The sequence below is a fragment of the Acinetobacter tibetensis genome, from assembly GCF_023824315.1.
GTDB classification, from domain to species: domain Bacteria; phylum Pseudomonadota; class Gammaproteobacteria; order Pseudomonadales; family Moraxellaceae; genus Acinetobacter; species Acinetobacter tibetensis.
Genome location: NZ_CP098732.1, coordinates 245,782 through 261,702 on the forward strand (window position 1 = coordinate 245,782; position 15,921 = coordinate 261,702).

Genomic DNA, 15,921 nt, shown 5'->3' on the forward strand with positions numbered 1-15,921 from the left:
ATAATTATTTTCATGTGTTTTGCAAAGTAAAATATAGGGTGTAGGTCGAATCTGGCCAAATTGAATGTAATAAGAATGAATAGAGGCGACAACATGAGTGGATCGAAGGGGCATGAGCATACACATGCAACCGTGACTGAAAAAAATGCAAAGAAGTTAAGTTTTGCTTTAGTGCTGACCAGTATTTTTTTAATTATTGAAGTCATTGCGGGTTTTATCACGCAGAGTCTGGCATTGCTTTCGGATGCAGCACATATGTTTACCGATGCAGCAGCGCTGGCGATTGCTTTGGTCGCCATTAAAATTGGCAAATTGCCTGCAGATAATAAGCGAACCTTTGGTTATCAGCGTTTCGAAATTTTAGCGGCATTGTTTAATGCGCTGATGTTGTTTTTGGTTGCCATATACATTCTGTACGAAGCGTATCAGCGTTTTAGTCATCCACCAGAAATTCAAAGTTTAGGGATGTTGGGTGTTGCCGTGATTGGCTTAATCATTAACTTAATTTCCATGCGCATTCTGTTTTCTAGTGCACAAGAAAGTCTGAATGTGAAAGGGGCATATTTGGAGGTTTTAAGTGATGCCTTAGGCTCGGTGGGGGTAATTTTAGGCGCCATTGTGATTTATTTTACCCACTGGTATTGGGTGGATACGGTAATTGCTGTTTTGATTGGCTTTTGGGTGTTGCCACGAACCTGGATTCTACTCAAACAGAGTATTAATATTTTATTGGAAGGGGTACCTGAAGAAATTGATATAGAGCAATTACGTCAAGATCTACTGCAGTTACAAGATGTAGAAAGTATTCATCAATTGAAGGTTTGGGCCATCAGTTCTAAAAACATTCATCTCACGGTACATCTGTATGCACCACATGCTGATCAAAAAAAGTTGTATCAGATGGCAGCAGCCATGCTACATCAGCAACATGGTATTGCGGAAATGACCTTACAGATTGAAGATGATGAATGTATGGCACATACGCATAGTCAGCGAGGTGTTCATCAACACGAAGCCCCTGCGCATGTTCACTCAGAGCAAGACACCGACTCATGACCATTCACATCAGCATGAAGCTGATGTGAAGTTAGATTGGATTAAATTTCCCACTCGTGCTCGCATTCACGGCATTTCCATTTCTTTTGGGACTGCATAAAAGCTTGCATTGAAATTTTAAAATCAGGTAAATCTCGGTAGAACAAGAAACCTGCAACAGCACAGATTACAAACACCACAACCGTTGCAATTTGCAGGGTTGAGCCTGCGCCATCACCGAATAACCACATGGCGATGCTAATTAACACCAAAAGCAGCAAGACAAAAATTGATGGCACAAGGAACACCAAACTTTTTGGCACAACTGGACGTGCTGCAGGTGCATTGGCTTGAGCAACAGGCATAATCTTCGGACTTTGGCATTTTGGGCAACGGTATTGCATTTCAGCTCCATCATTTTTTATCTGGGTTTATTCTAGCGGAATGTTGAACAGAGCTAAAATAATTCAGGCAAATTTATGTTTTGTTGAGGCAATAAAAAAGCCACTGTTCAACAGTGGCTTTTTTGAATTTGGCGTCCCTACGGGGATTCGAACCCCGGTTACCGCCGTGAAAGGGCGATGTCCTAGGCCTCTAGACGATAGGGACTTATGAGGCAACACAGGTAAAACGATTTTTGGTGGAGTCAAGCGGGATCGAACCGCTGACCTCTACAATGCCATTGTAGCGCTCTACCAACTGAGCTATGACCCCAGTCTGTGTGAGCGCAATATTAGGGATATTCTGCTCACACGTCAACAGCTAATTTAATTAGGCTTGTTCAATTGCATCATTTTTCGGCAATTTCAGGCTTTCATTCAGTTTTTCCCATACTTTTGCTTCTTTTTTGCTCGGTGCACCCACAATTTCCAGTGCATGACGTAAACGAGCGAAGGTTAAGTCTGGGCCTAAAGTCACCATTGATTGCATGACTGGGGTCGAAGACGTCGAACCTGCAATCGCAATAAAGAAAGCGGGCATGAAGTCACGCAGTTTAATGTTCATCTGGTTGGCTAAATCCATCAGGATTTGACTCACCGTGTCATTGTTCCAAGCAAACTGGCTTTCTAAACGCCAAATGGCAAATTGCAAGCTTTGACGCACTTGCTCTTCGGTTAATTTCTTGCTTTCAAACTGTTCTTTGCTAATTTGTGGCATGTGGTTGAAATAGAAACCTGCCCAATTCACTGCTTCAGAGAGTAAGTGAATACGCGGTTGAATCGCAGCAGCAATATCTTCTAAGGTATTGCGGTCACTTTTCCAGCTCAACAGGCGATCTAGCAACTGACCAGGAGTGAGGGATTTAATCCATTGACCATTGAGCCAATTGAGTTTTTCCACATCAAAAATTGGACCACCCAAAGACACACGTTGCACATCAAAGTGTTCAACCATGTCATTTAAGGTAAAGACTTCGCGTTCGTCAGGCATTGACCAGCCCATACGACCCAAGTAGTTTAATAATGCTTCAGGCAATACACCGATGTCACGGTAGTAGTTGATCGAGGTCGGGTTTTTACGTTTAGACAGTTTTGATTTGTCTGGGTTACGCAACAATGGCATGTGGCACAGAGTTGGCATTTCCCAACCAAAATATTGGTAAAGTAACTGGTGTTTTGGCGCAGATGGCAACCATTCTTCACCACGAAGCACATGGGTGATTTCCATTAAGTGGTCATCAACCACGTTTGCCAAGTGATAAGTTGGCAAACCATCGGTTTTTAATAACACTTGCATGTCGACTTGCGCCCAAGGAATTTCAACCTCACCACGTAACAAGTCATTAACTTTACACACACCTTCTTCTGGTACTTTCATACGAATCACGTGTGGCTCACCCGCTGCAAGGCGGCGTTGCACTTCTTCTTGGGTGAGTTTTAAGCCGCGGCCATCGTATTTTTGTGTTTCGCCACGTGCTTGTTGTTCTTCACGCATTTGATCCAGTTCTTCAGCCGTTGCGAAGCAATAGAATGCATGTCCTTTTTCCACTAAATCTAAAGCATATTGTTTGTAGATATGCATACGCTCAGATTGGCGGTAAGGGGCATGTGGTCCGCCCACGTCTGGTCCCTCAGACCAGTTCAAACCTAACCAGCGTAAAGAATCTAAAATCATTTTTTCAGATTCAGGCGTTGAGCGTAGCTGGTCGGTATCTTCAATACGTAGGATAAATTCGCCGCCATGTTTTTTTGCAAAACACATGTTAAATAACGCGATATAGGCAGTTCCTACATGAGGAAACCCTGTAGGTGAGGGAGCAATACGGGTACGAACAGTCATAACAATATTTTCAGAAAATAAACTGGGGCTATTATAACGAAAAAGCCCAATCACTTAATGCTTAATTCAACATTTGTGACTGGGCTTATGACCAATTTTTAAGGGGAAAAAATTGGGCGTTTGAATCAAGAATTATTTTGCGGGAAAATTGATTGTAAGAAACGTGAGAAGCGCTCATTTTGCGTTGCAAAGAAACTTTGGGTCGGTGCAACTTTAATTGCGGTCAGCACCTTTAAATTGTTATCTGCTTGTAAATAATTGTCACCTTGCTTTTGCTGATTGAGTGCTTTTTCAATCAAAGAGACTTTTTCTGGTGCTGCACTTTTGTTCAGAGTGGCTTTAATTGCAGCAGTGTGACCTGATTGAGCCATTAAACCCAAGCCTATACTCAAAAAAATGGCTTGAAAAAAGTGTACGTTCATCGCGAATTCCCCCTTTAACTCAACACGTTGAGAACTTTTTTATAAAATACTGTTCTACATACTATAGCTACAATTTAAACATCTTCAGAAACAAAAAAGTAGACTTACGTCACACTTTTTACAAAAAGATAAGAAAATCTAAGTGATTTTACGCTTAATAATTACAGTAATATCGATCTATTGTTGTTGTAGCAAATAAATATGGAGACATCATGAAGATTGTAATATTGTGACAAATTTTAGACCATTTCATGACATCATTTCAGCATATTTCTTGGCTTATATTGCAACATTTTATATATCTTAAAATTAGAAAAACTATGAATAAATGATTATAGCCACATGATTGTGAAAACTATTGATTAAAAATATAGTGCAAAAAATAGTCATTAGAGTCCAACAATGAATAAATCTTTCTTTGCATTCGGAATTGCATTTTTAGCTGGGGTTTCGGGGCAAGTCTTTGCAGCAAAAAGTTTCTTGAATGTGTCTTATGATCCAACCCGCGAATTTTATCAAGAATATAATAAAGAATTTGGCCTGTACTGGAAGCAGCGCACAGGTCAGGAGATTGAATTCAAACAATCCCATGGTGGTTCTGGTAAGCAGGCACGCGCAGTCGCAACAGGGTTAGAAGCCGATGTGGTGACTTTAGCTTTGGCCAATGATATTGATGAAATTGTCAAAGCTGGTTATATCGATAAAAATTGGCAAAAAGAATTTCCAAATAATTCGGCACCTTATACTTCAACCGTGGTTTTTTTGGTGCGCAAGGGCAATCCAAAACACATTAAAGACTGGAATGATTTGGTTAAACCGGGCGTTGAAATTATTACGCCTAACCCAAAAACAGGTGGAGCACCACGTTGGATTTATCTGGCGGCATGGGGGTATGCCCTAAAACAACCCGGGGGCAATGATGCTAAAGCACGTGAGTTGGTCAAAAACCTGTATCACAATGTCAAAGTGCTGGATTCGGGCGCGCGAGGTTCTTTAACCACCTTTGCTGAACGTGGCATAGGTGATGTGTTGTTGTCTTGGGAAAACGAAGCTTTGTTGGCAACCAAAGGTTTGGGCAAAGGCGAGTTTGAAATTGTTTATCCTTCAGTTTCTATTTTGGCAGAACCTTCTGTAGCCATCGTCGACAGAACCGTTGATAAAAATGGTAATCGCAACTTAGCCAAAGGGTATTTAAATTATTTGTATTCACCAAAGGGGCAAGATTTAGCTGCAAAATACTATTTCCGCCCACGTAATGCACAGGCAGCAGCCAAGTATGCAGCCCAATTTCCAAAAATTAAATTGTTCACGATAGGTGATGTGTTTGGTGGCTGGGCAAAAGCGCAACAAACGCACTTTGCAAATGGTGCGATTTTTGATCAGATTTATAATCAAGCCAATTAAACTGGCTTAAAATAATACAAAAAAAGTCTCTAAAGGGGGCTTTTTTGCTTAGCTCGTATAATAGAAACGGTTTTCTCTATAGAAAGTAATATTTCCCTACAAAAAGACGTTTGGAGCTTTACTAAAACAAGGTAATAATGTGCAGTTAAATTTTTGGTACTTTGATTGCACTGTTATGTCTCATATTTCTGTATTACTTCATGAAACTGTGGATGCCTTGTTGGCAGGTCGGAATACAGGGATTTATGTCGATGGCACTTTTGGTCGAGGTGGACATACCCGTTTGCTGCTTTCAAAACTCGATGAAAATTCTAAAGTTTATGCTTTCGACAAAGATCCACAAGCCCTTGCAGTTGCTGCTGCGTTAGCCGCTGAAGATTCTCGCTTTCACATTATTCATGCCAGTTTTGCAGATCTACAGCAAGCGCTTGCTGCATTAGATTTAGGCCAAGTCGATGGTGTCATGGCAGATTTAGGCGTTTCTTCACCGCAGTTGGATCAGGCGGAACGTGGGTTTAGCTTCATGCAGGATGGTCCCTTGGACATGCGTATGGATAATTCACAAGGTCCGACCGCAGCAGAGTGGTTGATGCAGATTGAAGAAGAAGCCTTGGCCAATGTAATTTTCAAGTATGGAGAAGAGCGTTATAGCCGCCGCATTGCCAAAGCAATTAAAGCGGCAGGGCAGATTGACACTACGCGTCAGTTGGCAGAAATTGTGAAAGTTGCGCATCCGAAATGGGAAAAAAATAAACATGCTGCAACGCGTACATTTCAGGCAATACGTATTGCGATTAATAAAGAATTAGAAGATATTGAAGCTTTCTTGCCTCAAGCGGTTGAGGTGTTAAAACCAGAAGGTCGTTTGGCCGTGATTAGTTTCCATTCATTGGAAGATCGACTGATTAAGCAATTTATTCAAAAAGAATCGACTTTGGCGGAAGACACAGGATGGGGACTACCACCACAACAACAGCAAGATACCCGTCGTTTGAAAAAAATTGCACGTGTGCGTGCAAGTGAAGAAGAAGTTAAGGCCAATCCACGTTCACGCAGTGCTTGGCTTCGTGTTGCGGAACGCTTAGTTTAAAAGGCGAACTATGAAAACTGAAGCAGTTGAAAAGAAAGCAGAAAAATTGCGGACGAAAAAATATATCACTTATGCCTGTATGTTAATTTTGGTTTTCATCAGCGCAATTATGGTGGTCTTTCAGGTGTTTGAATATCGACATGATTATCGTGAGCTGAGCTCATTTATGCGTGATCGCGATGACTTGAATGCAGAGTGGGGACGGTTGCTGATTGAGCAACAAACCTTTGGTGCAACTGCGCAAATCGGGACTCGTGCAGTGACTCAGTTACGTATGTATTCTCCGCCTGCCGTGCAAACGGTTGTAATTTCTTTACCTATGACTTCAGATGACAATAAATAAGGCTAGCTGTATATGGTAGACAAGCAGACCAAGCAACCACGTAAGAAGCAGCAGTCGATTACGGGTAAAAATGCCATTAGTGTAGAAATGTGGCGTTTTTATCTGATGTGGGCCGTGGTGTTATTATGCTTTTTGGCATTGGTTGGTCGTGCATTTTATGTGCAAGTGATTAACCGTGACTTTTTACAAAATAAAGCCAATGCCAATATTTTACGTACCGAAAAACTAAAAGCGATGCGCGGGGTGATTTATGATCGCCATGGCGTACCTTTGGCAATCAGTACACCTGTCATGAAGGTGGTGATTGATCCACGTGACTATTTTGATAATAAAAAATTATTTGATGAAATTACCGCTGAATTGGCGAAAGATCCGCATAACCGAAAATTAAAGCGCCAATTGCCAGAAAAGAACCTCAATCTGGATGAGTTGGCTGATGCTGTTGGGATGGATCGGGCAGAACTTAAGAAAAAAATGAATGAGCGCCCTCGTTCTCGCTATTTAGTACTGCAAAAAGAGATTCCGCCACAGCAGGCAGAATTAATTGAAAAGCGCGAGTTTCAAGCGGTGTATACCGAGAAAAACTATAAGCGTTATTACCCGCAACCACAGCCCAATGCACAAATTATCGGTCTGACCAATAGTGAAGGGGTCGGGATTGAAGGTTTGGAAATGCAGCTCAACAAGCGTCTTGCAGGTGTTGATGGCGAGCAGCAAGTGGTACGTGATAAGAAAGGCAACCGTGTAAAAGACCCAGAGATCGTGAAAGAGGTAGAGTCAGGGGAAAATATTACCCTGAGTATCGATTCGCGCCTGCAATATATTTTATACCGTGAACTTACTGCGGCAGGTGTAGCGAACAATGCACGTTCAGCATCGGCCATTGCGGTAGATGTAAAAACGGGTGAAATTTTGGCGATGACCAGTTGGCCGTCGTATAACCCAAATGATAAAAATGGTTTGGCCAATAAAGATGCCATGCGTAACCGTGGTGCAACGGACATGTTTGAACCGGGTTCGACCATGAAACCTTTAACGGTTGCTATGGCATTGGAAACAGGGAAATACATGCCAACGACGGTGGTGAATACATCTCCAGGGTCTATGCGTGTCGGTAACCATACCATTCGTGATACGCATAACTACGGGCAACTGACCTTAGCAGGGATTATTCAGAAATCGTCTAACGTGGGTGTGGCGAAAATTGCTTTATCTTTACCTTATGTAACTTTACCGACCTTTTTAAAGCGTGTGGGTTTTGGGCAGCGTTCAGCTGTCAAATTTCCAGGGGAAAGTTCGGGTATGGTGCTGCCACCAAGCAAGTGGAATGTGTCTGAGGTTGCGACCATGGCGTATGGTTATGGGATTAATGCAACTGTACTGCAAATGGTCGATGCTTATGCCATGTTGGCGAATCATGGGGTAAAAGTTCCTCTGAGTCTATATAAGCTAGAAGAACCGCCTAAAGGCCAGCAAATGATTGATCCGAAAATTGCCGATCAAGTGTTGTTGATGATGGAAGCCGTGACGCTACCGGGCGGTACAGCACGTCAAGCCAATATTCCAGGTTATCGTGTAGCGGGTAAAACAGGAACTGCGCATAAATTACGTGCTGACCGTAAAGGTTATTCGGAAAAAGAATATCGTGCACTATTTTCAGGGGTTGCACCTGTGAGTGATCCTCGACTGGCGATTTTTGTGGTCGTGGAAAATCCACAAGGCCAATATTATGGTGGCTTAGTTGCTGCGCCTGTATTTGCTCGAGTGATGCAAGAGTCACTCCGTTTAATGAATGTGCCTTTAGATAAGCCTTTAGACACACCCCAAATCCAGTAATAGGTGCTGAATGTCAATTACATTTCAAGAACTGCATCCTGCTGATCAAATCACTGGATGGATGAGTCAACCTTTCCAAGGTTTTTGTTTGGATAGTCGCTATGTGCAAGCGGGACAAATCTTTATTGCCCTGAACAGTTTGAGCCAACCAGAAAAAACCGTGCAATTTGCACAGGCAGCCTTGGATAAAGGTGCTCTGGCTATTATTAGTGAAACTGAGCTGGGCGTTTCTCCGAGTTTAGTGGTGCCCGAAATTCGCCATTTAATGGGTGCATGGCAAAAACAATATTTGCAAGCCGTATCTCCAATGCAAGCTGTGCAGATTTTGGCGGTGACAGGAACCAATGGTAAAACCACGATTTCTAGACTGGTCGCAGAGCTATTGATGTTGCAAGGACAATCCTGTGCAGTGATGGGCACCACAGGTAATGGCATTCTTCCATATTTAGAAAACTCTTCGCATACAACTTTAGATGCCTTACAACTGCAAAATGCTTTGCATGGTTATGCGCAACAAGGGGCAAAATTTGCTTCGATTGAAGCAAGTTCGCATGGTCTAGAACAGGGGCGTTTAACGGGCTGTGCCATTGAAATTGCGGCTTATAGTAATTTAAGCCGTGATCATTTGGATTATCACGGCACGCTCGAAGCTTATGCAGCAGCTAAATCGCTGTTGTTTAAATTTGAGTCGTTGAAGGTCGCGGTGATTAATCTTGATGATGAATATGCATCCATCATGTTGGCGGCAGCACGTGAGAATCCAGCACAGCCAAAAATATTGACTTACTCCATGACCCAAACTGCGGATTATCAAGTTAAGAATATTCAGTACAGCTTATCTGGCGCAAACTTTAGCTTAGTAACAGCACAAGGCCAGTTTGAGGTGCAAAGTCCGTTACTTGGACATTTTAATATTGAGAATCTGGTGGCGAGTTTAATTGTGGCACAGCACGCTGGTTTTGATTTGGCACAGTTGATTGCAACAGTACCTCAGTTGCAAGGTGCCCCAGGGCGTATGCAGGTGATTCGTGATGATGCACGCTTGTTTGTGGTGGATTATGCACATACACCAGATGCCTTAGTACAAGTCTTAACCACCTTAAAGCGCCATGTTGAACGGAATTTATGGGCGGTGTTTGGCTGTGGTGGTGATCGAGATCGGGGGAAACGACCCTTGATGACTCAAGCGGCTTTAAATGGTGCCGATGTGGTGCTGTTAACCTCAGATAACCCACGGACAGAAAATCCTGAACAGATTTTCACAGATATGAAAGCGGGCATTGATTTCTCTGGCCATGAGGTACACGAGATTCATGACCGCCGTGAAGCAATTAAATTTGCGGTAAAAACTGCGCAAGCAGGTGACATTGTAGTGATTGCGGGCAAAGGGCACGAGAACTATCAAGAAATTGAGGGTGTTCGTCACTGGTTTGATGATGTGGTTGAAGTACAGGCGGCGATTGATGCACAACATCTCGCTACAGACTCAGCATATCCCGCGCAATAGTAGGAAACTAAGATGCATACTTCAACGACCAGTACAGTTCCTTTACAACCGTGGACTGCAGCAGAATTACTGGAAGCAACACAAGGTTATTGGCTACATGACCGACAGCCAAGCGGTGAAATTAAAAGAATTTTGACTGATTCCCGCCATGCGGAACAGAGTGATGCTTTTTTAGCGCTGAAAGGTGAGCGTTTTGATGCGCATGATTTTGTCGCAAAAGTCGTAGAGCAGGGCTGTGAAGTGGCAATCGTCAGCTATCCTGTAGACGCAGATATTTGTCAGTTGGTTGTTGCTGATACACGTTTGGCTTTAGGGCATTTGGGTGCTTATCGTCGTGCGCAGTATCCAGACTTAAAAGTGATTGCCTTGACAGGCAGTAGTGGCAAAACCACCACCAAAGAAATGCTCGGTAGTATTTTATCGCGTCTTGCTCCGACCTTAATCACGCGCGGTAATTTGAACAATGATTTGGGTGTGCCCATGATGTTGTTGGAGTTACGTGCGGAGCATCGCTATGCGGTCATGGAGCTGGGTGCTAGCCATCAAGGTGAGATTGATTACACCTCACAATTGGTTCAGCCACAGGTGGCCGGTATTCTGAATATCGGCACAGCGCACTTGGGTGAGTTTGGTGGACGAGAAGGCATTTGCCGTGCCAAATCTGAAATTTATGCACACATTGCCTCATCTGGTACCGCGATTGTGCCTGCGGCAGATGATTTTACTGATCAAATTCGCCAAGTCGTGCAAACTGAGCAGGTGTTGAGTTTTGGTCAAGGGGGTGATGTGTATGCCTCTGATATACAGCTAGAACCGCAATCAGCGCGTTTCAACTTGCACACACCACAGGGTGAGCGAGTTGTGAATTTACCGTTTGCTGGTGAGCATAATGTCCAGAATGCAACTGCTGCGGTGGCTTTGGCCTTAGCCATTGGTATTGCTTTGGATGATATTGTATTAGGTCTCGAGCAAGCGCAAGGTGCCAAAGGTCGTCTGAATTTTATTCAGAAAGCCCCTTATCTATTCATTGATGATACTTACAATGCTAATCCAACTTCAATGCGTGCAGCGGGCGAAGTGCTTGCGCAACAAGAAGGTGTGCGGGTCATGGTCATTGGAGATATTGGTGAGTTAGGTCAAAGCGCTGCGCAACAACACTATATGTTGGGGCGTGATTTGGTCTCGATCAAAGGCATTAATTTTGTCGTAGCGGTGGGTGAGTTCTCGCCAGCTACGCAAGAAGGGGCACGCAGTACCCAATATGGTAAGAAATTACAGGCCTTCTTGAGTCAAGAACAAGCCTTACCTTTTTTAATTAGTTTAGTCGAAACACATCAACCCCAGTCGATGAGTTTCCTGTTTAAAGGTTCTCGTTATACCCATATGGAAACCTTGATGACTGACTTGATGGAGAAACTCTAAAATGCTGTTATGGTTATTTGAACAGCTTGCGGGCTATCACAGCTCATTCCAAGTCGTACGCTATTTAACATTGCGCTCACTACTGAGTGTTTTGACCGCACTGTCCATTGGATTGGTGCTTGGTCCAGTAATGATTCGTAAATTACAAGCCCTAAAATATGGTCAGGCCGTCAGTACGTTTGCTCCTGAAAGCCACGCTAAAAAAATGGGTACCCCGACCATGGGGGGTGTCCTGATCCTGCTTTCGATTGGAATTTCGACCCTACTCTGGGCAGACTTATCCAACCCTTATGTGTGGATTGTTTTGGCTGTTATGGTCATTTTTGGTGCTGTGGGTTGGGCGGATGACTGGATTAAAATTCGTTATAAAGACAATGCGGGTTTGCCAGCAAGGAAGAAATTTTTCTGGACCTCGGTCGCATCTTTAGGTGCAGGGATTGCGTTGTATGTGATTGCCAAGCAACAAGAGAATCCAATTCATACGGCAAATATGCTGGATTTGCTGATCCCATTCTTTAAAAATCTCAGCATTCCATTGTCAATTATTCCTTTAGGAATTGGATTTATTCTCTTTACCTATTTGGTGATTAACGGAGCTTCTAACGCAGTCAACCTGACCGATGGTCTGGATGGTTTGGCGATTATGCCAATTGTCTTGGTTGCCGCAGGTTTAGGTGTATTTGCTTACTTGGCGGGTGATGTTCGTTTTGCCAATTATCTGCATATTCCTTATGTTAAATATTCGTCTGAATTGGTGGTGATTTGTGCTGCGATGATTGGCGCAGGCTTGGCCTTCCTTTGGTATAACGCGCATCCAGCCCAAGTCTTTATGGGAGATGTCGGTGCTTTATCACTGGGCGCCATGCTCGGAACCATTGCGGTCATGGTTCGCCAAGAAATCGTGTTTGCGATTATGGGGGGTGTCTTTGTGGTGGAAGCTATTTCAGTGTTCCTACAAATTGGCTCGTTAAGAATGCGGAATAAACGTGTCTTCTTGATGGCGCCGTTACACCATCATTATGAGAAAAAGGGTTGGCGAGAAACCCAAGTGGTAATTCGTTTCTGGATTATCACAATTATGCTGGTGGTTTTGGGTCTGATGACTTTAAAATTGCGTTAAGCAAAATCCGCGAGAATGAGGTCGGCATATGCCGACCTTTTTATTTTCGTTGATCGATTATTGGAGAAAATAATGAATCTGCTCATGTGCCCTGTATGTCGTGAGAAATTAAGTTTAGTCGAAAAGACGTGGCAATGTGAGCATCGTCATAGCTATGATATTGCCAAGCAGGGTTATGTGAATTTGCACGTGGTGCAGCATAAACACAGCAAAACCCCGGGTGATACACCTGAGTCGGTACAAGCACGACGTGTATTTTTAAGCGCAGGATTTTATGCACCTTTACAGCAAGCCGTGGTTGAAAAACTGCGTCAGCTTCGCATTGAAAATCTTTTGGATATTGGTTGTGGTGAAGGCTATTACACTGATGCGATGCAGGCAGAGGTGTTGCAATGTGTCGGTGTGGATATTGCGAAAAATGCAGTGCAAGTTGCGGCTAAATTGAATTCGGAAGTGACATGGGTGGTGGGTACAGGGGCGACCTTGCCTGTATTAGATCAGTCTATTGATTTGTGCAGCAGTTTATTTAGTCCGATTCCTCAGCAAGAAATATTACGTGTACTGAAGGACAAGGGTTATTTATTGGTGGTGACACCGGCGCCTGAACACCTATTTGCTATTCGAGAGGCTTTATTTGAAGAGGTGAAGCCACATGAGCCGAATAAGTTTGTGCAGCAGTTGGCACAGGATTTTGAACTTATTGAGTCGCAAGTCGTGAGTGCAGATTTAACGCTGCCACAGCAACAGCTCAAAAATCTGATTGCAATGACACCGTATGCTTACAAAGCGAAAGTAGATCGAAGAAGTGCTTTAGAGGCTTTAGCTGAATTTAAAGTGACTGCGCAATTCCAGCTCTATTTATTTCAAAAGAAATAAATATATAAAAAGCCCTCTTAAATAATGAGGGCTTTTTATTAGGCAACTAAGATTTGCTATTGAAATTGATCAATGAGATGTTCAATGGCATCTGATTTCTTACTTGGGGCATTCGGTTGCATTGTCGGAGGAGCTTGATTACTTGGAACCAAGTTTTCTTCATCCGGCAAATCATCAAAATCTCGCTCAGGTGCACGCGTAGGAGCGGCTGGTTTAGGGCGATATAATGGCTGAGCCAATGGTGGTGAAGAGCGGTAATCTTTTTTGGTCTCTCCCTCAATAAATTGGGTGTCGTTATGCAATGTAGGTGCCTTAGCATCTTTGTCAAAATGTACCCACGCCGATGGTGTGCCTTTTAAAGCGTTGTCCATAAAGTTGGTCCAAATGGGTAATGCTGCAACGCCACCGTATTCACGTCGACCTAAGGTGGTTGGTTGGTCAAAGCCGACCCATGCCACCGTGACCAATTTACCATTAAAGCCTGCAAACCATGCATCTTTGGCATCATTGGTGGTTCCTGTTTTACCCCCTAAATCATCGCGGCCAATTTTAAGTGCAGCGCGCCCTGTACCATGTTGGATAACATCTTTGAGGATGTTCGCCATATCAAAGGCAGAGCTAGATTTTAAAATTCGTTGTGCTTGACGGTATTCCGCATTGGCAGCATGGGGTTCTGTTATGTTCGCTTCGATGTTTTGATTGGTAACTTCAATCACTTCATCATCAGGTGTGACAGGTGTTGTTTCAGATGGCTCTTTTGCAGTCTCATTGATGCATTCAATACAAGCATATTCTGGATTGGCTTGATAAATCACCTTGCCATAGGCATCTTCAATACGGTCAATAAAATGCGGTTGAATACGGTAACCGCCGTTCGCAAATGTGGCATAGCCTGTCGCCATTTGAATAGGCAATACTTGTGGTGTACCTAAGGCAATGGTGTAGTTATTTGGAATTTGATCTTCTTGTAAACCAAAATCCATGAACAATTGGCGAGTACGCTCAATACCGACAGCTTGAAGTAAACGTACTGAGACGGTATTTCGTGATAAATATAAAGCACGACGCAATGGAATCATGCCCAGATAACGCCCATCTGAATTTCGGGGTGACCATTTGCCAATGGTAATAGGACTATCATTAACCATGGTAAATGGCGTCATACCACGTTCTAAAGCCAAAGCATAGACAAAGGGTTTAATGGTCGAACCAGGTTGACGCCAGCCTTGTAAAGCTCGGTTAAATTTAGATTGATAGAAATTATATCCCCCGACTACCGCTTCAATCGCACCATTATTCGGATTTAGTGCAATCAGTTGTCCTTGGGCTTTCGGGATTTGTACCAGGGACCATGAGGTTTTGTCTGCATTTGGTCTTAAACGAACAATATCTTTGATTTGTACAATTTGAGAGGCACGACTGGGTGCGGGGCCTACGCTGTTGGCATTGCGATAAGGGCGTGCCCAAGACATCCCTGACCAAGGTACAGTCACACTAGAACCATCTTGCATGAAGGCTTCAAAGGAGTTGTCATTCACTTTGCTGACTTTGGCAGGGTAAGTGTTTGCATAAGCGGTAAATTGTTTTAAATCTTTATCATGTGCTTCGGCACCACGCCAACCATGTCGTCGATCATAGGCTTCTAAACCGTCTTGTACGGATTGTTCAGCAAATAATTGGCGCTGGCTATTAATCGTGGTGTAGACCTTATAGCCAGAATCAATCGCTTGTTCGCCAAATTTACTGACCAGTTCTGCGCGTACCATTTCACCCACATAGGGAAATTGATTGCTGATACCACGTTCAGGCATATCTAGATTGATGGGTTCAGCAATGGCATTTTGATATTGTTCTTGATTGATATAACCCAATTGCAGCATACGCCCCAGAATCCAGTTGCGACGTTCAAGAGCGCGCTCAGGATTGGCAACGGGATTATATTTTGAAGGGGCTTTAGGAAGACCGGCAATCATGGCCATTTGGGCGATGCTTAAATCTTCTAAATTTTTGTTGTAGTAAATTTTGGCGGCAGCAGCAATGCCGTAGGCATTTTTACCCAAAAAAATCTTGTTCACATACAGCGTCAGAATTTCCTCTTTACTCAGATTTTGTTCAATCTTTCGAGCGAGGAAAACTTCGGTTAGTTTGCGTTTGAGTGTACGTTCAGGACTCAGATAATAGTTTTTTGCCACTTGCATGGTAATGGTCGAGCCACCCGTTTGCACATTCGAGCCTGTAATGCTCTCACTTACTGCTCGTCCTAAGCCTTTAAAACTAATCCCACTATGTTCAAAAAAAGCTGAATCTTCAGCAGCTAAAAAAGCATGAATAAAGGTAGTTGGGATTTGATCATATTCAACTGGAACAGAAAGTTTGCCACCGTATTCTGCAATAAGTTGCTGATCCGCACTATAAACTTGTAATGGTTTTAATAAAGGAGCCTTTTTTAAGATGCTCATTTCAGGCAAAGAGGGGGCAATATAGAGATACATGCCATAAAACCCCATAGGAATTGCGACCAAAACTATAATTATGATCAAAAAAAATGGATGAACACGGCCTGAACAAGATAGCTTTTTCATAACA

The 15,921-nt window shown here is 43.2% G+C and carries 13 protein-coding genes and 2 tRNA genes; 9 read left to right on the forward strand and 6 right to left on the reverse strand.

The window, feature by feature from the left end; genetic code table 11:
- Positions 1-93: 93 nt before the first annotated feature.
- Positions 94-1,056, forward strand: a complete 963-nt coding sequence (locus tag M5E07_RS01130; protein WP_252221200.1) for a cation diffusion facilitator family transporter — start codon at positions 94-96, stop codon at positions 1,054-1,056.
- A gap of 41 nt (positions 1,057-1,097) precedes the next feature.
- Here the strand turns inward: M5E07_RS01130 and M5E07_RS01135 are convergent, their stop codons facing one another.
- From M5E07_RS01135 to M5E07_RS01155, 5 genes are all read right to left on the reverse strand, one after another.
- Positions 1,098-1,439 (reverse strand): hypothetical protein, encoded by a 342-nt coding sequence (locus M5E07_RS01135; RefSeq protein ID WP_016168721.1) that lies wholly within the window; start codon positions 1,437-1,439, stop codon positions 1,098-1,100.
- A 129-nt stretch (positions 1,440-1,568) separates the two neighbouring features.
- A tRNA-Glu gene (locus M5E07_RS01140) sits at positions 1,569-1,644 on the reverse strand.
- Positions 1,645-1,673: 29 nt separating this feature from the next.
- Positions 1,674-1,749, reverse strand: a tRNA-Ala gene (locus M5E07_RS01145).
- Positions 1,750-1,806: 57 nt separating this feature from the next.
- Positions 1,807-3,315, reverse strand: coding sequence for a glutamate--tRNA ligase (gltX, locus tag M5E07_RS01150; protein WP_116759152.1), 1,509 nt, complete (start codon positions 3,313-3,315; stop codon positions 1,807-1,809).
- A 125-nt stretch (positions 3,316-3,440) separates the two neighbouring features.
- Positions 3,441-3,737, reverse strand: a complete 297-nt coding sequence (locus tag M5E07_RS01155; RefSeq protein ID WP_116759027.1) for a hypothetical protein — start codon at positions 3,735-3,737, stop codon at positions 3,441-3,443.
- A gap of 402 nt (positions 3,738-4,139) precedes the next feature.
- Between M5E07_RS01155 and M5E07_RS01160 the strand changes: the two genes are divergently transcribed.
- From M5E07_RS01160 to M5E07_RS01195, 8 genes are all read left to right on the forward strand, one after another.
- Entirely contained in the window at positions 4,140-5,141 is a 1,002-nt protein-coding gene (locus tag M5E07_RS01160; protein ID WP_252221202.1) for a sulfate ABC transporter substrate-binding protein, read from the forward strand.
- Between the two features lie 175 nt (positions 5,142-5,316).
- The gene (gene rsmH / locus M5E07_RS01165; RefSeq protein ID WP_116759025.1) at positions 5,317-6,231 is read left to right on the forward strand and encodes a 16S rRNA (cytosine(1402)-N(4))-methyltransferase RsmH; all 915 of its coding nucleotides are present in this window, start codon (positions 5,317-5,319) and stop codon (positions 6,229-6,231) included.
- Between the two features lie 79 nt (positions 6,232-6,310).
- Positions 6,311-6,574, forward strand: a complete 264-nt coding sequence (gene ftsL, locus M5E07_RS01170) for a cell division protein FtsL (RefSeq protein WP_228157497.1) — start codon at positions 6,311-6,313, stop codon at positions 6,572-6,574.
- A 12-nt stretch (positions 6,575-6,586) separates the two neighbouring features.
- Positions 6,587-8,410 (forward strand): penicillin-binding protein PBP3, encoded by a 1,824-nt coding sequence (ftsI, locus tag M5E07_RS01175; protein ID WP_252221204.1) that lies wholly within the window; start codon positions 6,587-6,589, stop codon positions 8,408-8,410.
- 10 nt (positions 8,411-8,420) lie between these two features.
- Entirely contained in the window at positions 8,421-9,917 is a 1,497-nt protein-coding gene (locus M5E07_RS01180; protein WP_252221206.1) for a UDP-N-acetylmuramoyl-L-alanyl-D-glutamate--2,6-diaminopimelate ligase, read from the forward strand.
- Between the two features lie 12 nt (positions 9,918-9,929).
- Positions 9,930-11,339 (forward strand): UDP-N-acetylmuramoyl-tripeptide--D-alanyl-D-alanine ligase, encoded by a 1,410-nt coding sequence (locus M5E07_RS01185; protein WP_252221209.1) that lies wholly within the window; start codon positions 9,930-9,932, stop codon positions 11,337-11,339.
- 1 nt (position 11,340) lies between these two features.
- Positions 11,341-12,459 (forward strand): phospho-N-acetylmuramoyl-pentapeptide-transferase, encoded by a 1,119-nt coding sequence (gene mraY, locus M5E07_RS01190; protein ID WP_116759020.1) that lies wholly within the window; start codon positions 11,341-11,343, stop codon positions 12,457-12,459.
- Between the two features lie 72 nt (positions 12,460-12,531).
- Positions 12,532-13,335, forward strand: a complete 804-nt coding sequence (locus M5E07_RS01195; RefSeq protein ID WP_252221211.1) for a putative RNA methyltransferase — start codon at positions 12,532-12,534, stop codon at positions 13,333-13,335.
- A gap of 56 nt (positions 13,336-13,391) precedes the next feature.
- Here the strand turns inward: M5E07_RS01195 and ponA are convergent, their stop codons facing one another.
- Entirely contained in the window at positions 13,392-15,917 is a 2,526-nt protein-coding gene (gene ponA / locus M5E07_RS01200) for a penicillin-binding protein PBP1a (RefSeq protein WP_252221213.1), read from the reverse strand.
- Positions 15,918-15,921 lie beyond the last annotated feature (4 nt).

Coding starts and splice junctions, on each gene's coding strand:
- M5E07_RS01185 (WP_252221209.1), top strand. CDS start 9,930: ATGCATACTTCAACGACCAGTACAGTTCCTTTACAACCGTGGACTGCA.
- M5E07_RS01155 (WP_116759027.1), bottom strand. CDS start 3,737: ATGAACGTACACTTTTTTCAAGCCATTTTTTTGAGTATAGGCTTGGGT.
- ftsI (WP_252221204.1), top strand. CDS start 6,587: ATGGTAGACAAGCAGACCAAGCAACCACGTAAGAAGCAGCAGTCGATT.
- ponA (WP_252221213.1), bottom strand. CDS start 15,917: ATGAAAAAGCTATCTTGTTCAGGCCGTGTTCATCCATTTTTTTTGATC.
- gltX (WP_116759152.1), bottom strand. CDS start 3,315: ATGACTGTTCGTACCCGTATTGCTCCCTCACCTACAGGGTTTCCTCAT.
- rsmH (WP_116759025.1), top strand. CDS start 5,317: ATGTCTCATATTTCTGTATTACTTCATGAAACTGTGGATGCCTTGTTG.
- mraY (WP_116759020.1), top strand. CDS start 11,341: ATGCTGTTATGGTTATTTGAACAGCTTGCGGGCTATCACAGCTCATTC.
- M5E07_RS01130 (WP_252221200.1), top strand. CDS start 94: ATGAGTGGATCGAAGGGGCATGAGCATACACATGCAACCGTGACTGAA.
- ftsL (WP_228157497.1), top strand. CDS start 6,311: ATGTTAATTTTGGTTTTCATCAGCGCAATTATGGTGGTCTTTCAGGTG.
- M5E07_RS01195 (WP_252221211.1), top strand. CDS start 12,532: ATGAATCTGCTCATGTGCCCTGTATGTCGTGAGAAATTAAGTTTAGTC.
- M5E07_RS01180 (WP_252221206.1), top strand. CDS start 8,421: ATGTCAATTACATTTCAAGAACTGCATCCTGCTGATCAAATCACTGGA.
- M5E07_RS01135 (WP_016168721.1), bottom strand. CDS start 1,439: ATGCAATACCGTTGCCCAAAATGCCAAAGTCCGAAGATTATGCCTGTT.
- M5E07_RS01160 (WP_252221202.1), top strand. CDS start 4,140: ATGAATAAATCTTTCTTTGCATTCGGAATTGCATTTTTAGCTGGGGTT.